The sequence below is a fragment of the Methanomicrobium mobile BP genome (genome assembly GCF_000711215.1).
Classification (GTDB): Archaea; Halobacteriota; Methanomicrobia; order Methanomicrobiales; family Methanomicrobiaceae; genus Methanomicrobium; species Methanomicrobium mobile.
Genome location: NZ_JOMF01000008.1, coordinates 1 through 20587, shown reverse-complemented (window position 1 = coordinate 20587; position 20587 = coordinate 1). Strand labels below are relative to the sequence as shown.

Here is a 20587-nt window from a genome sequence, read left to right as displayed (position 1 = left end):
CTATAAAATTATTTTAGGTTGTGGGGTTTTGTTTTAAGATCAGTAAATGTGTATGCTCAAATCATCCCGCTTTGATTCAAAAATCGGCGAAGTGTTACCTATTTTATTGGAGATGGCGTAGGGCTGTACTTATTAAAACAGTGTATATTGTTAGACTTTAGAAAAGTCGGTCAGCATTGCCCACTCTTTGAGCGTGAGCTCTTCGGCACGCTTCTTTAAGAGGTCTTCGGGGGCATTGGCAATTATCTTTGCCGCAACGTCTTTTCCGAGGACATGAGCGGCGTTTGTCAGCGCTTTCTTAAGCGTCTTTCTCCTGTGCGAGAAGGCTTCGCGGACGAGGACGGCGTAGAGTTTGCGGTCGCTTACGGGGTAGGTGAGTTCGGACTTGGGTGTTATCCTTACCACCCACGAGTCGACCTCCGGCGGCGGTGAGAATGACTCGGGTTTGAGCTCCATGAGCGGCATTACCCTTGCGCAGGTCTGAACCATGATGGAGAGCCTTCCGCAGTCGGGTGTCCCGGGGAGAGCAATCATCCTCTCGCCGAACTCCTTCTGATACATGAGAACCGCTTCTTTAAAGCCGATATCGAGGAGGCGGAAGGTAATCTTCGAGGACGCGGAGTAGGGAAGATTGGCGACGACCTTCTCAAAAGGCGGAATCTCGCAGCGTATGGCATCGCCGTGGACGATTGTGAGTCTGCCGGACGCGATTTCGTCGGCGAATGCCGATTCCAGATGCGGAAGAAGGGTGCCGTCGAGCTCGACGGCGATGACTTTTGCGCCGCGCTCGAGGAGGGCACGGGTAAGAACGCCCTTTCCGGGACCGATCTCGAGGACGGTGACGCCGTCGACATCGGTGAAGGACGCTATTTTTCTGACGGCATCCTCATCGGCGAGGAAATGCTGATCGTGGGGCGCTCTCATGCTCTCTCGGGCTCGCTGCTGCTCTGTTTCGACGCGGCTTTACTTCGACGTAAAAACGTGATATTTTACATTCGGATCTTCGAGTTCTTCCATTACCCGTTTGATAATCATCTGTTCGGGTTTGGGAACCGATTTTACGCGCTCGGCGATATCCGCAAACGAGGTAAAAGGCTGTTTCTCGCGTGCCTCGAGGATCTCCCAGAGGATCTTCTTGCCGACGCCGGGGAGGAGGTGGAGCATATGCTGCTTCGACGTAATCGGAACCGCTTTGTTGAAGAAGTCCACGAATTTCCCCTCGTTTTCGGTTACGATGTGTTCCACGGCATACGGGAGTTCGAGTTTTGCGGTCTGCGTCAGATCGGCGTAGCCGATGCGGCGTTTTACCTTCTCTATCTTGTCGCGTGCCTTGTCGCCGATGTAGACCTTGTCGTTTACGTTTACATCGGCAACCTTCGGTACGAGTTCAAGGAGTTTGAACTGTTCCGTGCCCACCGCCTGAACAATCGGTTCTTTCTTGAACTGCGGGCGACGCGGGTCGCCGGCGGTCATTGGAAGAACGTCAAGGATTAAAGCGTACAGCTCTTTCTTATCTGATTTCATGAAAAGCGCCCCCCAAATAAAAGATTAGAAGTGAGTTTTTACCAGATCAAGTATCTCGTCAAGTTCCTCTCCCGAGAGGGTGAAACGCTCCTTTGCATAGATTGCACGCAGTTCGTCCCTTGATTTGGGCATGATGGACGCAATTCTGTATGCAATGTCGGGTTTCATCTTCTCGAGACCGAGCAGCTTATCGACGAGATCCTTTGAGGATTCCGCACTTTCCTTGGAGAGGTGATTGGCATGCTCGATGCTGCGCCTTAATTCGTATGACATCTCCTTTCCGGATTCAAGACGTGCCGCCTCGATTTTCTGAAGTGAACTCCGTAATTCCGGAAGTGTAATCCTCTCTTCGCTGATAATACCTTTTACTTTCATGCCAATCACTGATTTGAAAAATGATTATAGTTTTATGAGATTTTTGTAATTATAATCTCTGTGATTATAATCTCTGTGCTCTCAGGTGCTGCGGTAATGAGACCACGGTCTTGGTCATGTTGCCGTCGGCGATCTCCAATACCCATGCACGTCCCTGTTTTCCGACAACAACACCGGTTCTTCCGTGGAATCTGCGGTGCGGCATTCCTGTCTGAACACTGGGGTTGACTACGATGTGAACTCTCTGTCCGGGTTCGAATTCCTGGATTGCTGCCGTTACGGGAGCCATTCCGCGCTCTCTGAGGTCTTTCTTATATTTATATCGAGTCTTCTTTTTCTGACCGTTGTGATGTGCCATTTTTAGATCTCCGATTAGTTTTCTTGCTTCTGTTTTTCGGGGACGACCCCTTCAACCATTATGACATCAAGACTGGTAACATGAGCGGGGCAACCGAGTTTTTCAGCAAAACTCGGGACTGTCCTGCCATTGTCACCCGATATGAGCTCTTTGATATAGAGTCCGGCGTCGCCCAGGACGGTTATCCTGAACAGATCGTCTTCCATACCTTCGCACTCGATATCCAGACACTGGCGTTTTCTGACAAGATCGGCTCTCCTGTGCGAGACTCTGTCGGGGGTGCGCTGGTCTATTGTAGCACCTTTCAGAGATTTAAGAGCCAATCTGACGTCATTTATGGAATAATCGCCTTCTACTTTTACCAGAATGCTGTATTTTTTATGCGCTTTACCTAATTTAATGGTTTCCACTTCTTGTCTGTTGCTGACGTGGTCGAGCCGTATCTCCACTCTTCCCGCGGCGCTTTTGTTTACGAGCGCTTCCATCTCTTCTATGGTTACGCTGCGCTTTTTGGGCGCAACTATCTCGAGGACGAAGGGTCTTCCGGTGCCTATCATCCTTGCGTCGATGTCTTCTCTGCCGGCTCCGTGGAGTATGACTTTTTCGGCGCCGCATGCCTCGATTATCGGTCTTCCGATGAGTTCTTCGACCGAGTCGGGATACATCTTGCCTGTGAAGTTACAGCGTTCGCAGCCGGCGCCGTGGCAGACTCTGCAGTCCCAGTGGGTCTGAGGTATGCCGCGCTCGTATTTGAGGTATCTGCCGTAGACGAAGTGGGAGTTGACCTGGAGTTCGACGGTCTCGGTTGCGAGGTCGCAGAAGACGACTATGTCGGGACGTTTGAAGTCGACTTCGCTGCCGGTAAGTGCGCTTATCGCTTTTCCCGTCTCGCGGTTGAACTCCGCCTTTAAGGTTTCGGGGTTCTGAAGCGAGAGGTCGGTCCAGACCATCTCTTCGTTCTCGGTGATTAAGGGGGGAACTTTGCAGCCGACAAGGATGGTTTTGTGCTCGTAGGGTGCGAGTGCCTCTTTTGCTTTCTGCGCCCACATCTCGGTTTTGTCGAAGACGTTGCCGCAGATCCAGCAGGTTTCCTTCTCGTTTTCGTAAGGTATGTTCTTCTCGAGTGCGAGGGCTACTCTCATGGCTCTTCCGCGTTCGCCGTTGGAGAGTCCGTGCGAGCTCTTGCCGAACATTCTTCCGAGGCAGTGGTCGCAGACGGGACCGTATTCCAGGATCTTCTCCGTGATTTCGGTTATGGAGGTCATAGGTTCTTCCTGTCAAGTTCGTTTAGGATGACGGTGATTGTGTGGTCGGCGTGCATGACTTTGGGACCGGCGGAGATTCGCTTAAGGTCCTTTATCATCTCTTCCTCCTCTTGGGTGAAGTTCATGTGATCCGAGAGGATGAAGGCGGTCGGCGTCGTTTCGGGGGGGATTTCCCTTATGTCGCTTCCGTTCTCGTCGAGGATTGCGAAGATTGGGTTTCCTTCTTCGTCCCTGAATTCTTCGAGGAGTTCCTTGAGCCCGCCTCTTCTTACGTAGACTCCGCGTGTGGATTCGCGGAAGGTCTCGGTGCAGGGGAGGGCGAGCGCCTTCTGAAGGAGCGAGCCCGCACTTCTCTCGTCGGGGTTTAAGTATCTGACCTTTTCGCCGGAGAATTTGACGGTTTTGGGTGCGTCGGGTTCTCCGAGGAGGACGAGGAAGCATTCGACGTCGCGCCTTAAGTCATGCGAGAGGAAGAAGCAGGAGTTGACGCAGCGGCAGAGGACGTCCATCCTTCCGGCGCTTCCCGGCATGTCGTTTAAGGAGAAGCTGCCCGTGGTTAGGGCTTTGTGTCCGATTATGAGGAATCGTTTCATCTGTTTTCCGATCCTTACATGTCTATGTCCGCATGCCTACATGCCGCCGCCGAACTTCTTCATGAGTCTCTGCATGCCGAATTTCGAGCCGCCCATGCCTTTGAAGCCCTTGAGGGTTCTCTGCATGGTCTTGTAGTATTTGAGCAGTTCGCGGACTTCCTCGGGTGAGGAACCGGAGCCGCGGGAGATGCGGAATACCCTGTTGCCGCTTATGATGGAGGGGTTGTCCAGCTCCGCGGCGGTCATGGAGTCCATGATGACCTTGTAGCGCTCCATCTTCTTTCCGGTGACGTCGAAGGCGTCCTGCGGGATCTCGATTCCGCCTAAGGGCAGCATTGACATGACCTGCTTTAAGGGTCCCATCTTCTTGAGGGATTCGAGCTGTTTGTACATGTCGCGGAGGGTGAACTTGCCGTTCATCATCGCGTTGACGTCGAATTCCTCGTCGCCCATGGCTTCTTCGGCACGCTCGATGAGTGCGTGCAGGTCGCCCATTCCGAGCAGTCTGGAGATGAAGCTGTCGGGGTCGAAGCGCTCTATGTCCTCGATGGTCTCGCCGCTTCCGATGAAGACGATTCCCGACTGCGTTTCGGCAACGGCGGAGAGGGCACCGCCTCCTTTTGCGGTTCCGTCCATCTTGGTGATGATGACGCCGTCGATGCTGATTGCCTCGTGGAAGCGTTTTGCCTGTTCGCGTGCCTGCTGTCCGAGTGCGGCGTCGATGACGAGCCATCTGTGCGTGGCGTTGGTGAGTTCGTTGAGGGCGATTATCTCCTCGATGAGTTCGTCTTCGAGTGCGTGTCTGCCCTGGGTATCTACTATGAGGACCTCGACGGCGCCGAGTTCCTTCATTCCGTTCGTGACTATCTCGACGGCGTTCGGGTTTCCGACCTCGCCGTAGCAGGGGACGTTGATCTTGTTACAGAGCGTCTTTATCTGCTCGTAGGCGCCGGGTCTGAAGACGTCGGCACAGATTACGCCGGCACGGAGTCCTTTGCGCTGGAAGTATCTCGCGAGTTTTGCGGTCGTTGTCGTCTTTCCGCTGCCCTGAAGTCCCGCCATGAGGATGGTCTGGGGTCCTAAGGCAACCTCGACCTCGCCGCCCATGAGTTTCACGAGTTCCTGATAGACTATGCGCAGGACATGTTCGCGGACGGTCATGCCTTTGGGCGGTTCTTCGTTTAACGAGCGCTCTTTTATGGACTTGGAGAGTCCCATCACGAGTTTTACGTTGACGTCGGACTGGAGGAGGACTCTTTGCAGGTCTTTTACGAGTTCGTCGACGGCTGCTTTGTCGATTACGGTCTTTCCCGCAAGTTTTTTGAGTGCGTCCTTGAGTCCGGAGCCGAGCCTGTCAAGCATTATTCATCATCTCCGAGAAGTTCATCGACTAACTTTTGGGGCTCAAAGGGTATTACATCATCGTATCCCTGACCTACGCCTAAGAACATTATGGGTTTCTTTATGGTGTAGGTGATTGAGATTGCCGCTCCGCCTTTTGTGTCCATGTCGGCTTTGGTGAGGACGACGACGTCGGTTCCGACGGTGTTGTTGAACTCTTCCGAGCGGATTACGGCGTCGTTGCCGGCGACGGCTTCATCGACGTAGGCGACGATGTCGGGGCTTATGACGCGGCGTATCTTGTCGAGCTGGTTCATGAGGTTGGTGCGGTTGTGGAAGCGTCCTGCGGTGTCGGCAAGGACTACGTCGATGTTGTGGGCTTTTGCGTAGCTTACGGCATCGAAGAGGACTGCCGAGGGGTCGGCGCCTTCCTGATGGTTGATGACTTTGACGCCGACTCTCTCGGCGTGCGCCCTCATCTGTTCGTTGGCGCCGGCACGGAAGGTGTCTCCCGAGCCTATGACCACGGAGTAGCCGTTCTTCTTGAGGTAGTGTGCGACCTTGGCTATGGTGGTGGTCTTTCCGGCTCCGTTTACGCCCGTGAATAAGACCTTGACGGGTTTTTCGTGGGTGTCGATGTAGCCGGTGAGGGAGAAGCCTTCGCCCAGGACGTTTAGGAGAGCGTGTCTGAGCGCTTCGGTTACGAATTCCTCGGACGAGGTCCTGATCTTGCGTTTCTGACCGATGAGTTCGGTCTTCATCTGTTCGATGATTGCGTTTGCGGCATCGAAGGCGACGTCGTTTTCGAGGAGGATTATCTCGAGTTCCTCGAGGGGTTCGCTGATGTCCTTCTCGGAGAGCAGGATCTCGCGTTCGGTTATGAGGACTTTGAGTTTGGAGCCGAAGGATGCTTTCTTCTTGGGTGTGCCGTCGGATACGAGGGATAATTCCTCTTTTTTGCGGCGGCTGAAGAAGCCTTTCTTTTTGGGCTTTTCCTCCGCGGGTGTGCGTTCCTCAATCTCGGGAAGGAAGTCTTCGTCTTCGAATTCGTCTTCTTCGAAGTCGTCCGGTAAATCATCGGAACCGCTTTCGGCGGTTTCCAAAACAGGTTCGTCCGTGTTCGGTACGTTTTGTGTTTCGGTCGGGGTTCCCGCGGGACTTTCGGAGACGGGTGCGGAGACGGAAACGTCCGTCTCCTCCTCTACTTCGGTCTCTTTTATGACCGCGTCGTCGATGCGGGAACCGAACCCTTTCTTAACACTCTTGAGTTTTTCTTTTAGAGACTTGAACATGGTTCATCTGAATTTTTTACACTAAAGGATTGCCGCTTACTGCTTCTGCTGCGCTGTCTGTAGCTGTTTGTATGCGTTTTCAATCTTTTTAGCGATCTCATTTGCCTGTTTCTGCATGTTTGAGATAGATTCAGTTAATTTCTTTTCAAGTGCCTCCATCTCAGTTGCGCGGTCGGTCAGGTATGATGCCGTCTCGTCGCAGGTTTTTTCCACGACGACGTCCGAACCGATGTTTAAGAGGATTGTATCCTCTTCCACAGGTTTTACTTTGATTGATGCTCCGCCGCCTATCTGGAGAAGGACAGTGTTTTTCGGGTTTTCCTTAATTGTGTTAATTGTGTCAACCGCAGTCAGTGATTCGATTCTTCTCTGCTCGAGGAGCTCGAGCTGAGCCGAATATGTCTGAATCTCCTGCCCAAACTCGTTAAGATACTGCTGGAGCATCTGAATTTCACGAGGGTCAACTTTATCCAAGTTACTCACCATCTACGGGTTTGACTGTCTCAATGTTGATGTAACTTCTCTTTAAGCGGTGTTTGCTGCCGATTGTTGCAAGTAATCTCTCGGTTGCCTGCTTTTCGTTCGGTGCGACAATCTCTTTCGTGAAGGGCTGGTAATCGTATCCGTTCTTGAAAGTGCCTTTCACCTCAAATTTCTGGTCTGCCATTGTTTCCTCCTTTATTCAAAGCCAAATACTTCTTCAATTCTTCCCAGTTCGTAACCGCTTGTGGATATTCCCGCAAGGTAGGATTTGCTGTTTGCTATAAGTCCCGTTCCGACGAGGTGGCTTCCCATGTTGACGGAGCCTGTTCCGATGGGGAGTTCGGTGATGTTTTCGAGTTCCTCTATCTCCTGATCGGTGATGGTGGGGCTTACTACTATTCCGCGTCCGGTTGCCGATGCCGCCATGCCGACCGTGGGTATGTTGCCTATGGTCATCATGATGACGGGGACGTCGAGGGCGAGGGATATTTTTTCAGCGTATCTTTCGGGCAGTGCCGGGTGGACGATTGCAAACTCGTCGTTTGCGAGGATGATGTTTCCCGCCGCATTCATGGTGCGGTTTAGGAAGAGCACTTCCCCGTAGCGTCTGAGCAGGTCGGATTCCTCGCGGGTTGCGAGTCCGCTGGCTATCATTCCGTGGCTGTTGCCCACAAGCAGTGATCCTATGATCGAGCTTCCCTGTATTGTGGTAGGTACTACCTCAACACCAAGTCTCTTCTCTACAGTACTCACGTATTCTTCGGGGGCGTCAAGGGGCACGAATGCCACGTCCTCGAAGACGCGTGTGTATACACCGATATTTTCGTCACCGGCGAAGTCGATCGTTTCATTCATTTTGTTTACTCTTCGGCAAGTTCAGCCTGAACCTGACCGTCCTCGAATTTCATTGCGCGAACGCGGATCTTGCGGGGCGGTTTCTCGCTGCCGCGTTCCCAGATTTTTTCGTTGATGCTTGTGTCAAGCTTTATGTCTTCGCTCTTCATGTGCTTTGCGAGGTAGTCGCGTACTTCCCTGATTGCTCTGGGGCTGCGCTTCCAGCGTGGGGCAAGTTTTACATCGCGAAGAGGGATTACGTAGATCTGCTCTTTTAATATGTCTGCCATTTTGCTTACACCTTCAGTGTGCTGCGTCTCCAGCTGCGTCTGCACGGGTGAGTTACCACGTGGCGTTTCGTTTTAATCATTACCCAGGCGGGCACGCGGCGGTTCTGCTCGCATGCTTTGGCAAGCCTGATCTTTCTTGCTTTTGATATTTTGCTCATTTTTTTCACCACTTTTTCATTTTCTGCCGGTTACAAGCGATTGCTCGTGGTGGCTTGGAAATATGCTGTAGGGATCGATTCCCCTGGCTTTGAATGCCGCACGGATTTCATGTTCGTAGTCGCCGTTTCTCATGGAGCCGGTTTCGCCGTACTGGACGGTGAAATACATCTCGGTGAGGCGGTTGACTTCTCTTCTTCCGAATCCGAGCAGAGGCCGCACGAGGGCACTGCCATGCTTCCCTTCAAGGCTTTGAACTTCGGCATATGTCAGCATGGGCACACGGTCATTCAGGCGTGTCCCGTCCCCTATAACATCATACTCTTTTGCGAGAGTGTTGATGGCGTTCCTGTGCACAAGGTTGATAGCGTCGGAGGGGTTTCCCTTTTCCACCATCAGGTCCACAACATTTTCGAGCAGTCCGCTTTCGAATACTCTTTTTTTCAGGGGGAGTCCCAGAACTTTCGCGGCGTTTTCGACACCCGTTCTGTCGGTTTTTGCGTCGAAGACGAAGTTGTTGAGTTCCACTTCGTAGTCCCTCGAGAGCATCAGTGCCGTGAGGGAGCTGTCTTTTCCGCCGCTAAAGAGCACTCCGGCTTTCATTATCTGCGTGTGATGTTGAAGTCTTTCTTCTCCGGTATCAGCTTCTTTAAGATCACTTTCAACTGTTCGTCGGTTAAGCGTTCTCTGAGTTGTCCGCTCTGTGCGAGCATGACGAGCTGCTGTTCTACTGCTTTTGCAAATTCCGGTTTGGTCAGCTTGATGGTGTTGAGACGTTCGCGTGCTTCGGGTTCGAGGATCTGCATGAGTATGAGGTGAAGCTGCGCTTCCGCCTGCTTCTGTCTCTGCATTTCTTCTTCCATTGCACCCTGCTGCATCTGCTGACGCTGCAGTTCCGCCATTCTTCTTCTGCGGAGTTCCGCGAGTTCATCGTCACCCATTAAGGATCACTTTCAGTATTTGCTTAAGCCCGGATATTTTTCTGCTATCGATGCTTTGGAGTCGTTTGCGACTGCGTCCATGAACTTTCTGCCGTTTGCGGAGACGATGCGTCCCTCGGGAGTGTTCTGGATGTATCCGGCAGTTTCGAGCTGCTGGAGGAGTTTTCTGGTTACGGAACCGGATCCGCGTGCGAAGCGGTTGGGCTTCGATCCGCGGTTCTTCTTTCCGCCGTAGAACGATCTCAGTCTCTGGACACCGACGGGTCCGTCGATGTAGACGCGGCGCATCACGGATGCTGCGCGTGTGTACCACCAGTCTTCTTCTTTGGGCGGCATCTGTTTGTGTACGCCCGTTTTAGCGAATTCTGCCCAGTCCGGTGCTTTAATTGTATCGAGCTTTTTGAGCTCGCCAGCCACGTTTGCAATTAATACATCCGGAGGGATGTCGTATACTGTTGTCATTTTCTAACCACTCTTTTTGCGGTTTGCCCGCATTTCTTTTCAGAGTCTCCTAACATACCGTGCGGTACATTAGTAGTCTCTATATATTGGGTGGGTATCTTTTTATACCTTTTGAGGAACGGGGGGAGCTTAGATGGTGAAGGATGAGAGTTTTTGCTGAGGACGTGGTCTTTTAGGGTTACAGTGGTGATAAGTGTTTTGGGTGCTATTGGTCATAGTTTTGCGTATGAAATAAGGGAGTAGTATGGGAGCGCTATTCCTGTCATTCAATATGATGTTCACTAATGTATATATGTGTATATACTTTATTTAAAATTAAATAATATTAAAGAATTAATTTTAAGCATCTGGATGACGTATATAAGACTGATCAGTTATGAGTTTATTAAAATCTATAACCGATTTAGTAGGGCTTTGCCTTGTGTTCACATTTGGTTTAGTCCTGTTGTATGGTGTTTACAATATGTTATTGCCATACATGTCATAATTTGCAATTTATCTGATTGTAAATTAGAGAAAAATTCGATGAAAACAGTCTTAAGCGGATATTGGTCGTATTGCATTTGCGATAATTCCTGTATCCGTTGCGGCTGTAGTCTGGTGGCTTTTTAGGGGGGATTGTCCAACAAAGCCGAACAGACAGAACGATTAATCGGGTGCATCGGGAATGTCTGTCCCGATACCCCGTTTCGTCGTATCTTTTTGTTGTTTTTAGTCCCGAAGGAACATGAGTGCGTTTCTGCCTTCTTCGGTAATTTCTATTCTCGGACGTTTCGATCTCTCGTCGAGTTTGATGTATTCCCAATCCTTAAGCGGTTTGAGGTATTTTCGCTGAAGTGCGTTGTATTTGCCGGCGTCGTTCTTTGAGTCTTGGTCGCTTACCGTTGTCAGTTTTATGCCGTCTTTTGTGAGTTCTTTTATCAGGATTTTTTTGGTTACCGGTATATTGTCTTTTTCGATTCTGCTGATTCTGGCAAGGACATCTATTATCTCATCCGGCGGTTTTTCTATGCGGTAATTCGGGAGTGTTTTGATCTCCCTGCAACCTCTTGTGTATTGTTCGTTGTCCGCAGGTCTGTCTACGTATTCTTCGGGGATGACATAATACGGCATTATTCCTTTAGTGCCGTTTTTGAAGATCATTGAGGCTATCATTCCTGCGATTGCATGAATTTTTGATCCTGTGGATACATTTATGAAAATATCGTTTCCTGCTTCTTTCTCGATTATTTTACGGTATTCTCTGAGGGTTGCATAGAGTTCGATCTCGTGTAATTCCCATCCGCATTTTTCGTGTTCGATTTTTTTGTTACCCTGTTTGTCGAGTTCTTTTTCGATTTCGGAGATGAAATGCTTCAGTTTTTCTGCTTTATCGGTCTTTTCGGCAAACAGATAGACTTTGTCCGCTTCCATGCGTTTCAGCGGTTCTACTACTCGGTCTATCTCAAAGCCCACAGGGGCTATGTGTACACGGCGGGAGTATGAGGGTTGTTTCACTGGTTCCATGATTTATCTTATTTACATTATTTACGTGAATGGAGTTATATATCTTTTGAAGGGATAATTTATTGCATTGAACCTATTTCCAATAATAATAGAAGGAATTGATCATGAGTCAACAAAATACTGAAGATAACACAAATCAGAAATTGTATCTCGAATTTTATCAGGATAAGGTAAATAAAGCATACAAAATTGGACTTTTTATCTGTGCTGTTCCAGTTTTGATACTTTTAATTCTAACTACAGCCTCTTCAATGAAGGGAGAATCACTATTCACAGATCCTATATTTTTTGCCGTGAGTATTTTCATTTTAGTCGTGATGTCTTTGTGCTTTGCAGCATGGATACATATTCGGGACTTTATAACAATACTGGGAGCATATTTTGCAATATCTATTATTGCATTATCACTATTTCTATTTTCGATAATACAATGGTCGGAGACTCTATTAGCGTTATATGTAGCTTTCTTTGTAATGCCCTTTTATTTAGGAGTCGATTATATCGTAAGAGAAAGGACTTCGTTAAAATACGCTAAAGAAGTCAAAAAATACATAAAAGCAGACGAACCCGAAGAACATACGGCAGTAATTTTGCCACACGACAAAAATAGAGCAATAGATGGCGGGGATAAAATTGCACTCCAACTTCTTAAAGTACTTTATGAAAAAGAAAAATTCCAGGTATATCTTTGCTTGTTCAAAGATAATATGAAAGATGTTCTAGAAAAATCCACTGTAAAAAGAATCTGGATATTCGGTCATGGGACGAGGGGCAGTTGCAGTTTGACAGATGGACCATTTACATATTCAGACTTCATGACAGAAAAGTTAGGGGACAACTGGAAAATACGTGAAGTACCACAGATGGAATATGTTTATCAATGTCATTGCAATCAGAAATCGACCACACCATTAACAGAATACTTGGTAAAAAAAAGGGGGGCATTACATAATGATGAAAAAATGCTGAATTATTATGATGGCGGACTTGCCAATCTGAAGATCGACAGTTCATTAGAGTCGGATTATAAATTGCTATCATATATAACGAGGATCTGTAGTTATGTTGGAAAAAAACTTGATATTGACTTAAACTACAATATTCCATCATCAATCGAATATTTAATTGACAGATATGAGGAACATCTGGAGAAGATGAGCAAATAATTCAAAAAGAGGCATATTTACGAATTTAAGAGCATATGAATAACTAATTTGATATATTTAATAGACATATTATGGAGTTACTGTATGGTGGCGAATTTTAACGAAGATAATACAATAGAGCAGATGATAATTTCAACCCTAAAGGAAAACGGTTGGAATTACATTCCGGCAGAAGAACTCCCCCGCAAGTATTCAGATGTCATGGTCGAGCCGATGGTCAGGGATGCTCTGATCAGATTAAATCCTGAAATAGCAGAAGAGCCTTCTCGTGCGGACGAGGTTATCTACAAGTTGAGATCAGTCATTCTGTCCGTTCAACCGCATAATCTTGTCACTCAAAATGAAGTATTCAAAAAGCTGATTTTCGAGGAAAATTCCTATCCCTTCGGTAAAGACGGGCGCATGATTCCTATTCGCTTCTTTGGCACGCTACATAAAGAAGACCTTGCCCTTAACGAATATGTTGTTACCAATCAGTGGGTATTCCCGCGTGCAGAAGGCGGAAAAAGACTTGATATTGTTCTTCTCATCAACGGATTCCCTGTTGCAATCGGTGAACTCAAAACCCCCGTACGCAGTGCAATAACATGGCTTGACGCAGCAGGTGATATTGCCGCCTATGAAAAAAGCATTCCGGCAATGTTTGTGCCGAATGTATTCAATTTTGCCACAGAAGGAAAATGCTATCGTTACGGCTCAGTCAATATGCCTATTGATAAATGGGGTCCGTGGCATACTCCAGCCCACAAAACCGAAGGTACACTTGCCGATGTTAAGATTAGGATCATGGATATGATCAAGCCTGCAAAGGTAATGGATATTTTCCAGTTTTTCACCCTATTTGCGACAGATAAGAAGTATCGCAAATCTAAAATTATTTGCCGATATCAGCAGTATGAAGGCGCAAACATGATTGTAAATCGTGTTATTGCGGGTTACCCAAAGAAAGGTCTTATCTGGCACTTCCAAGGCTCAGGAAAATCCCTGCTGATGGTCTTTGCCGCTCAAAAGCTGCGGATGATTCCCGAACTGAAGAATCCGACGGTCGTAATTGTGGATGACCGCATTCATCTTGAAACACAGATTACAGCGACCTTCAATGCATCCGATATTCCTAACTTAGAGGGTGCATCCACTAAAGAAGAGCTGATTGCATTCTTCAAAGGGGATATGCGCAAAATCCTCATCACCACTATCTTCAAGTTCGGCGAGGTAGACGGCGAACTGAATGCTCGTGACAATATTATTGTAATGGTCGATGAAGCACACAGAACTCAAGAAGGTAATCTCGGTGAAAAGATGCGTATTGCTCTTCCGAATGCTTTCTTCTTCGGTCTTACAGGTACTCCGATAAATCGCATCGATAAGAATACATTCGCTACTTTTGGCGCAGAAGAAGACCGCACAGGATATATGAGCAAGTATTCTTTCTCAGATTCCATTCGCGACGGAGCGACATTACCACTACACTTTGAACCGGTTCCGGTTGAACTTCATGTTGACAAAGAGAACCTTGACCTTGAGTTTGACGCAATGACCGATCAAATCGGACTTACTGACGATGAGAAGAATGAGGTCTCTCAACGTGTCAATATGAAGGCTATCATGTATAACCCCGAACGTATTCGTAAAGTTTGCGAACATATCGCAAAACACTATCTGGAGAAGATTGAGCCTAGCGGATACAAAGGTCAGGTAGTTGTTTATGATCGAGAATGCTGCATAAAATATAAAGAAGTCCTTGATGAACTGCTTGGTGAATATGCAACAACCATTGTCATGGATACGCACAACGATAAGGGGGATCGTTACAAGAAATACCGCCGTGACCGTGACGAAGAAGGAAAGGTACTTGATGTCTTCAATGATCCGCAAAGCCCGCTTAAATTGGTTATCGTGACTTCAAAACTGCTTACCGGTTTTGATGCTCCGATTCTTCAGGTGATGTACCTTGATAAACCCATGAAGGATCACACACTTCTTCAAGCCATCTGCCGCACAAACAGGACATATGATTCCGGTAAATCTCACGGTTTGATCGTCGATTATATCGGTATCTTCGACAACGTGGCAAGGGCTTTGAATTTCGATGAGAGCAGCATGCGTCAGATCATCACAAATATTCAAGAAGTCAAGACAAAGTTCCCCGGTCTTATCAAAAAGTGTTTGACTTATTTCATGGGTGTTGACAGAACTGTTGAGGGCTGGGAAGGTCTCATGTCTGCACAAGAGTGTCTGCCTAAAAATGATGATAAGGATGCATTTGCCGCAGACTATCGTGTTCTTAACCGTGCATGGAATGCCCTTTCTCCGGATCCGTTCCTGAATCCGTATAAAGAAGACTACAAGTGGCTTTCCCGTGTATATGAATCTATCAAGCCTACAAATGGCAGTGGCGGTCTGATATGGGCTTCACTCGGTGCAAAGACACTTGAACTTGTTTATCAGAATGTCACGGTCGGAGATGCTGATGAGGAAGTCGAAATCCTAACTTTGGATGCCGATCTTATTGATGAATTCTTGGAAAAGCAGGATAATCTGAAGAAAAAAACGAAAAAAGTCGAGATTAACCTCGTTGCTGTAATTCTTAAGCACACCAACGATCCAAAGTTCGTGCGTCTTGGTGAGAAACTTGAAGAACTGCGTGATAAGCATGCTCAAGGTCTCTATACAAGTATTGAGTTCCTGAAGAGACTGCTCGAACTTGCAAAGGAAGCAGTACAGGCAGAAAAAGAAGTCGTTCCGGAAGAAGAGATCGACAAAGGAATTGCCGCTCTTACTGAACTCTTTAATGACATCAAGAACAGGAGCACTCCGGTTATTGTAGAACGTATTGTGGCAGATATTGACAGCATCGTCAAATACGTAAGGTTTGATGGTTGGCAAAGTACCACAGCAGGAAAAATGGAAGTCAAAAAAGCCCTTCGCAGTGTTGTCTGGATAAAGTACAAGATTAAAGATAAAGAGGTCTTTGATAAGGCTTACAGTTATATTGAGCAGTATTATTGATTCTTTGGAATGTGAGACTTTCAGATGATTGGTGCAATAATCGGTGATATTGTCGGTTCGCGTTTTGAGTGGAACAACCGCAGATCAAAGGATTTTGATCTGCTTTCACACAAGTGCTTCTTTACGGATGACTCCGTGATATCGCTTGCCGTATGCGATGCTCTTCTGAGATGCAAAGCAGACTTCAGTGACTTGAGTGAGCAGGCAATACGTTCTATGCAGACAATAGGGCGTCAGTATCCGGACAGCGGTTATGGAGTGTCTTTCAATAGTTGGATCAATTCTGACAATCCACAGCCATACAACAGCTACGGTAACGGCGCTGCAATGAGAGTGAGCGGATGCGGCTACGCAGGAAAAACCATTGATGAAGTTAAGCAGCTTTCAAATGCAGTTACTGAGATCACCCATAATCATCCCGAAGGCTTGAAAGGTGCAGAAGCGGTTGCCGTTGCGGTCTTCCTTGCCCGAACCGATAATAGCCTCATCGAGATTCAGGATTACATTCTCAAGAATTATTATCCGCTCGGATTCACACTTGACGAAATTCGTGAAACCTACAGTTTCAATGAATCATGTCAGTATACCGTTCCGCAGGCTTTGGAAGCGTTCTTTGAATCAACAAGTTTTGAGGATGCCATACGAAATGCAATCTCAATCGGCGGCGACAGCGACACGCTTGCCGCTATCACAGGCTCGGTTGCCGAAGCCTATTATGGTGTACCTACGAATATAAGAAAGCATGCACTTACTTTCTTGGATGAGAGACTTCTGAAAATTCTGCTGGAATTTGAAAATAAGTATCCGGCAAAAATCGAAAAACAGACTGAAAAAAGCAGGGTGAGCATTATTCCGTCTACGGGTAAAAAGGTAAAAACAGGAAAACGTTCAGAGATGATGATGTCGGCCATGGATATTGCTGATCTTGAACTTGATGCAAGCAAATTCCATCCCGAAGAGACTACAAGTCAGAAGCTTTTTTCTCATCTGTTTGAGGCATGCAATATTCTTCGCGGTCCAATCAATCAGGATGAGTATAAGAGTTATGTTACACCGATTCTGTTCTTTAAGCGCCTATCGGATGTATATGACGAAGAAACACAACAGGCACTCGAAGAGTCCGGCGGAGATGAGGAGTATGCGAGTTTCGCAGAAAATCATCGATTTGTTATCCCCGACGGATGCCACTGGCAGGATGTTCGTGAAGCAAGTGAAAATGTCGGTGTTGCTATCGTCAAAGCGATGAATGGTATTGAACGTGAAAACCCCGATACCCTCAGTGGCGTGTTCAGCAGTTTTGATGACGCTAATTGGACTGACAAAACCAAATTCTCTGACGAGAGGCTTAAGAACCTGATTGAGCACATGTCAAAGATCAAGGTCGGCAACAAAAACTATTCTGCCGATGTCATGGGCGACAGTTATGAGTTCCTGATCAAGAAGTTTGCAGACCTTTCAAAGAAAAATGCGGGAGAGTTCTATACTCCACGTTCCATCGTAAAACTGCTCATTATGCTTTTGGCTCCGCAAGCCGGTGAAACTGTTTATGATCCCGCATGCGGTACGGGCGGTATGCTGATAGAAGCAATTCGCTACATGCACGGGGATAAACTGACCTATGGCAGAATCTACGGTCAGGAGAAGAACCTGGCAACTTCGGCTATTGCACGAATGAATCTGTTCCTGCACGGCGCAAAAGATTTCAAAGTCACACAGGGCGATACGCTTCGTTCACCCAATTATATTGAAAGGGGTTCTTTACAGACATTTGATTGTGTAGTGGCGAATCCTCCGTTCTCCCTTAAGAAATGGGGTTCAGTACAGTTCGGCAGCGATATTTATGGTCGTAATATCTGGGGCTGTCCGACCGATACAAACGGCGATTTTGCATGGCTTCAGCACATGGTCAAGTCCATGAATGCTAAAAACGGACGTTGCGCCGTTGTGCTCCCTCAAGGAGTCCTTTTCAGAGGCGGCAAAGAAGGAGAAATCCGAAAGAAACTTGTTGATTCTGACAAGCTGGAAGCCATCATTACATTGGCAGGCGGCGTATTCTACTCTACGGGCGTGTCCGCCTGTATCCTGTTCCTGAAAAACGATAAGGATGTGTCGCACCGAGGTAGGATCTGCATGATCGACGGTTCCGGCATTTTCACTCCGCAAAGGGCACAGAACATAATGACGGAAAAAGACATTCAGACAGTCTTTGATTACTACACAGCCTATGAGGATGTAACAGAAAAAGTCAAGGTTGTTACAATTGCAGAGATAAGGGATAAAGACTATTCTTTGGCAATCAACAATTACATTGAAAAGAAGGCAGAGAAGACGGTTCCTCCCGAAGAAATACGCAGACGATACTTTGAAGCCTATAATGAGATGATTGAGGCTGAAAACAGGATGAAAGAACTGCTGATTAAGGGAGGTTATGTCCGTGAGTGAAAGAATAAGCATTGAAGAACTACAAACATATCTCTGGAATTCTGCGGTTCTGCTTAGGACAAATATTGATGCAGGTGCATATAAGCAGTACATTTTTCCTCTGCTCTTCTTTAAGCGTATTTGCGATGTCTATGATGAAGAAACACAACAGGCACTTGAAGAGTCCGGCGGTGACGAGGAATATGCGAGTTTCGCAGAAAACCATACTTTCATAGTTCCAAAAGGTTATCACTGGAATGATGTTCGTGCCGTTTCTGAAAATGTCGGTGTAGCAATTGTCAATGCCTTCAGAAATATTGAAAATGCAAACTCAGAGAAACTGCAAGGCATCTTTGGCGATGGGGCGTGGACCAATAAGAACCGCCTTCCCGACAGACTTTTGAAAGACCTGATGGAGCATTTCAGTACAAAGACACTGTCGATTGCCAACTGTCCCGAAGATGAACTCGGTCAGGGCTATGAATACCTGATAAAGAAATTCGCAGATGACAGCGGTCACACGGCTCAAGAGTTCTATACTAACCGCACTGTTGTTCATCTTATGACCGAGATGTTAAAGCCGGAGTCCGGCGAGTCCATTTATGATCCAACCTGCGGAAGCGCTGGAATGCTCATTTCCGCAATTAAATATCTTAAAGATCAAAAGAAGGAATGGCGTAATGTTGCAGTTTTCGGACAGGAGATCAATACTCTTACGTCCGCCATCGGTAGAATGAACCTGTTCCTGCATGGCATAAAGGATTTTAACATCGTCAATGGCGATACACTTACTTCTCCGGCTTTCATAGAAAACGGAAAGTTAAAGCAGTTTGATCTTGTGCTGGCTAATCCTCCGTATTCGATAAGTCAGTGGGATCGTGCCGCCTTTGAAAGCGATAAATACGGTCGTAATTTCCTGGGTGTCCCTCCTCAAGGTCGTGCAGATTATGCTTTCATTCAGCATATTATCGCAAGCCTCAAAGAGGATACCGGCAGGTGTGCCATACTTCTCCCGCACGGGGTTCTTTTCCGTAAAGAAGAGAGTGCACTGCGTGAAAAACTGGTTCGAAGTGACAGAGTTGAATGTGTTATCGGTCTTGCGGCAAATCTGTTCTACAATTCGCCTATGGAAGCATGTATTCTAATCTGCCGCATGAACAAGAGACCGGAACGGCGCGGGCAAATACTCTTCATCAATGCCATAAATGAGGTAGAACGCAAGAATGCACAAAGCTATCTTGAAGAAAGACATATCCGCAAAATAGCGGATGCGTACCAGAATTACTGTGATGACGGTGATTTCGCAAAAGTCACAACTATTCAGGATGTCGCCGAGAATAACCAATCTCTCAGTATCCCGTTGTATGTAAAAGAGGAAGCAGGCGTTTATAGAGCTAATACTTACACAGTTCAAGAGCATTACGATAAATGGGAGGCATCATCTGAAATGATGAGGTCAAGTTATGGGAAATTAAACGCGATGCTGAGGAAGGAGCCGAAAAAGAATGAGTAAAGTGAAATTGGGCGATGTTGCTATTGAACACAAGGAAACCTGCAAAGGCAGTAAAGACGGCTTACCTATTGTCGGTCTTGAACATCTGATTCCGGAGGACGTGACCCTTACGAATTGGGATGAAAACACCGAAAACACCTTCACAAAGATGTTCCGCAGAGGCAATGTCCTGTTCGGTCGGCGCAGAGCATACCTTAAGAAAGCTGCTGTTGCACCCTTTGACGGTATCTGTTCCAGTGACATTACAGTCATTGAGGCAATCCCTGATCGTATAAATCCTAAACTCCTTCCATTTATCATTCAAAACGATAATCTATTCGATTTTGCTGTCAGAAAGTCTGCGGGGTCCCTTTCACCACGTGTAAAGTGGGAGCATTTAAAAAACTACGAGTTTGAACTGCCTGATATGGATAAACAACGTGAACTTGCCGATATTCTCTGGGCTATGGATGACACAAAAAAATCATATCAGAAATTGATTGCCGCAACGGATGAACTAGTGAAATCTCAATTTATCGAGATGTTTGTAATTGGAACTCCTTATAAGCGAACTAGACTGGGTGATTATGTATTTCAGATTAGAGGCGTATCATATAAGCCTGATGATTTACGTCCTTTGCTATCTGAAGATAGTGTGTTGCTTTTAAGAGCAAACAACATCAACTCAGGGTTAATCAATCATGATGATGTTCAATATGTATCAAAGGAAAAAGTAAATCCCATTCAGAGAATTCAATCCGGCGATATTCTTATTTGTGCTTCTAGTGGTAGTTTGGAACATGTAGGAAAGGCAGCTATTTGCCCCATTTCTATAATAGGTGAAACATTTGGTGCTTTTTGCAAATTAATCCGGCCGACTGGTGGTCTTTTGCCAGAATATATTGCTTCATACTTGGAAACGGATGAATACCGGAAAATGATTATGCAACTTGCATGTGGTTCAAATATCAACAATCTTAAGGCAGAACACATCGATGAGTTGCAAATTCCTGTGCCGCCTATGGATGATCAACAAATGTTTGTATCCTTAGTACATCAAAGCGATAAATCAAAATTTG

Annotated in this window: 22 protein-coding genes; 5 read left to right on the top strand and 17 right to left on the bottom strand. The window is 46.9% G+C overall.

Annotated elements, in window-relative coordinates:
- Positions 1-150 precede the first annotated feature (150 nt).
- The 17 genes from rsmA to T502_RS06600 form a co-directional block, all read right to left on the bottom strand.
- A complete protein-coding gene (gene rsmA, locus T502_RS06680; protein ID WP_042706424.1) occupies positions 151-924 on the bottom strand; it encodes a 16S rRNA (adenine(1518)-N(6)/adenine(1519)-N(6))-dimethyltransferase RsmA in 774 nt (257 codons plus the stop codon).
- 39 nt (positions 925-963) lie between these two features.
- Complete coding sequence (locus T502_RS06675) at positions 964-1524, bottom strand: DUF655 domain-containing protein (protein ID WP_042706423.1); 561 nt, start codon at positions 1522-1524, stop codon at positions 964-966.
- A gap of 24 nt (positions 1525-1548) precedes the next feature.
- Entirely contained in the window at positions 1549-1899 is a 351-nt protein-coding gene (locus T502_RS06670) for an RNA polymerase Rpb4 family protein (RefSeq protein ID WP_042706422.1), read from the bottom strand.
- A gap of 64 nt (positions 1900-1963) precedes the next feature.
- Positions 1964-2257 (bottom strand): 50S ribosomal protein L21e, encoded by a 294-nt coding sequence (locus T502_RS06665; RefSeq protein WP_042706421.1) that lies wholly within the window; start codon positions 2255-2257, stop codon positions 1964-1966.
- Between the two features lie 14 nt (positions 2258-2271).
- Positions 2272-3522, bottom strand: coding sequence for a tRNA pseudouridine(54/55) synthase Pus10 (locus T502_RS06660; protein WP_042706420.1), 1251 nt, complete (start codon positions 3520-3522; stop codon positions 2272-2274).
- Complete coding sequence (trmY, locus tag T502_RS06655; RefSeq protein ID WP_042706419.1) at positions 3519-4115, bottom strand: tRNA (pseudouridine(54)-N(1))-methyltransferase TrmY; 597 nt, start codon at positions 4113-4115, stop codon at positions 3519-3521. The genes T502_RS06660 and trmY overlap by 4 nt, the downstream gene beginning before the upstream one ends.
- 36 nt (positions 4116-4151) lie before the next feature.
- Positions 4152-5477 (bottom strand): signal recognition particle protein Srp54, encoded by a 1326-nt coding sequence (locus tag T502_RS06650; RefSeq protein ID WP_042706418.1) that lies wholly within the window; start codon positions 5475-5477, stop codon positions 4152-4154.
- Positions 5477-6748, bottom strand: coding sequence for a signal recognition particle-docking protein FtsY (ftsY, locus tag T502_RS06645; RefSeq protein WP_042706417.1), 1272 nt, complete (start codon positions 6746-6748; stop codon positions 5477-5479). Before ftsY ends, T502_RS06650 begins: the two co-directional genes overlap by 1 nt.
- 36 nt (positions 6749-6784) lie before the next feature.
- A complete protein-coding gene (pfdA, locus tag T502_RS06640; RefSeq protein WP_245597784.1) occupies positions 6785-7231 on the bottom strand; it encodes a prefoldin subunit alpha in 447 nt (148 codons plus the stop codon).
- Complete coding sequence (gene rpl18a, locus T502_RS06635) at positions 7224-7415, bottom strand: 50S ribosomal protein L18Ae (RefSeq protein ID WP_042706415.1); 192 nt, start codon at positions 7413-7415, stop codon at positions 7224-7226. The genes pfdA and rpl18a overlap by 8 nt, the downstream gene beginning before the upstream one ends.
- A gap of 11 nt (positions 7416-7426) precedes the next feature.
- Positions 7427-8086 carry a translation initiation factor IF-6 gene (locus T502_RS06630; RefSeq protein ID WP_042706414.1) on the bottom strand — a complete coding sequence of 220 codons (660 nt, stop codon included), beginning with the start codon at positions 8084-8086 and terminating at the stop codon, positions 7427-7429.
- Between the two features lie 5 nt (positions 8087-8091).
- Positions 8092-8355, bottom strand: coding sequence for a 50S ribosomal protein L31e (locus T502_RS06625; RefSeq protein ID WP_042706413.1), 264 nt, complete (start codon positions 8353-8355; stop codon positions 8092-8094).
- A gap of 5 nt (positions 8356-8360) precedes the next feature.
- A complete protein-coding gene (locus tag T502_RS06620; protein WP_042706412.1) occupies positions 8361-8513 on the bottom strand; it encodes a 50S ribosomal protein L39e in 153 nt (50 codons plus the stop codon).
- Between the two features lie 16 nt (positions 8514-8529).
- Positions 8530-9114 (bottom strand): DUF7411 family protein, encoded by a 585-nt coding sequence (locus T502_RS06615; protein WP_042706411.1) that lies wholly within the window; start codon positions 9112-9114, stop codon positions 8530-8532.
- On the bottom strand, positions 9114-9452 hold the full coding sequence (locus T502_RS06610) for a DNA-binding protein (protein WP_042706409.1): 339 nt from the start codon (positions 9450-9452) through the stop codon (positions 9114-9116). The genes T502_RS06615 and T502_RS06610 overlap by 1 nt, the downstream gene beginning before the upstream one ends.
- Positions 9453-9464: 12 nt before the next feature.
- Positions 9465-9914, bottom strand: coding sequence for a 30S ribosomal protein S19e (locus T502_RS06605; protein WP_042706408.1), 450 nt, complete (start codon positions 9912-9914; stop codon positions 9465-9467).
- Between the two features lie 711 nt (positions 9915-10625).
- A complete protein-coding gene (locus tag T502_RS06600; RefSeq protein ID WP_157197489.1) occupies positions 10626-11420 on the bottom strand; it encodes an HFX_2341 family transcriptional regulator domain-containing protein in 795 nt (264 codons plus the stop codon).
- Positions 11421-11524: 104 nt separating this feature from the next.
- Between T502_RS06600 and T502_RS06595 the strand changes: the two genes are divergently transcribed.
- The 5 genes from T502_RS06595 to T502_RS08635 all read left to right on the top strand — a co-directional run.
- Positions 11525-12586 (top strand): APC family permease, encoded by a 1062-nt coding sequence (locus tag T502_RS06595; RefSeq protein ID WP_042706406.1) that lies wholly within the window; start codon positions 11525-11527, stop codon positions 12584-12586.
- A gap of 84 nt (positions 12587-12670) precedes the next feature.
- Positions 12671-15595 carry a type I restriction endonuclease subunit R gene (locus tag T502_RS06590; RefSeq protein ID WP_042706405.1) on the top strand — a complete coding sequence of 975 codons (2925 nt, stop codon included), beginning with the start codon at positions 12671-12673 and terminating at the stop codon, positions 15593-15595.
- Between the two features lie 24 nt (positions 15596-15619).
- Positions 15620-18037 (top strand): N-6 DNA methylase, encoded by a 2418-nt coding sequence (locus tag T502_RS08785; protein ID WP_084173118.1) that lies wholly within the window; start codon positions 15620-15622, stop codon positions 18035-18037.
- Positions 18030-19529 carry a type I restriction-modification system subunit M gene (locus T502_RS06580; protein WP_211248152.1) on the top strand — a complete coding sequence of 500 codons (1500 nt, stop codon included), beginning with the start codon at positions 18030-18032 and terminating at the stop codon, positions 19527-19529. The genes T502_RS08785 and T502_RS06580 overlap by 8 nt, the downstream gene beginning before the upstream one ends.
- On the top strand, positions 19522-20587 hold a 1066-nt coding region (locus tag T502_RS08635), incomplete at its 3' end, for a restriction endonuclease subunit S (RefSeq protein ID WP_052359226.1). The genes T502_RS06580 and T502_RS08635, both read left to right, overlap by 8 nt.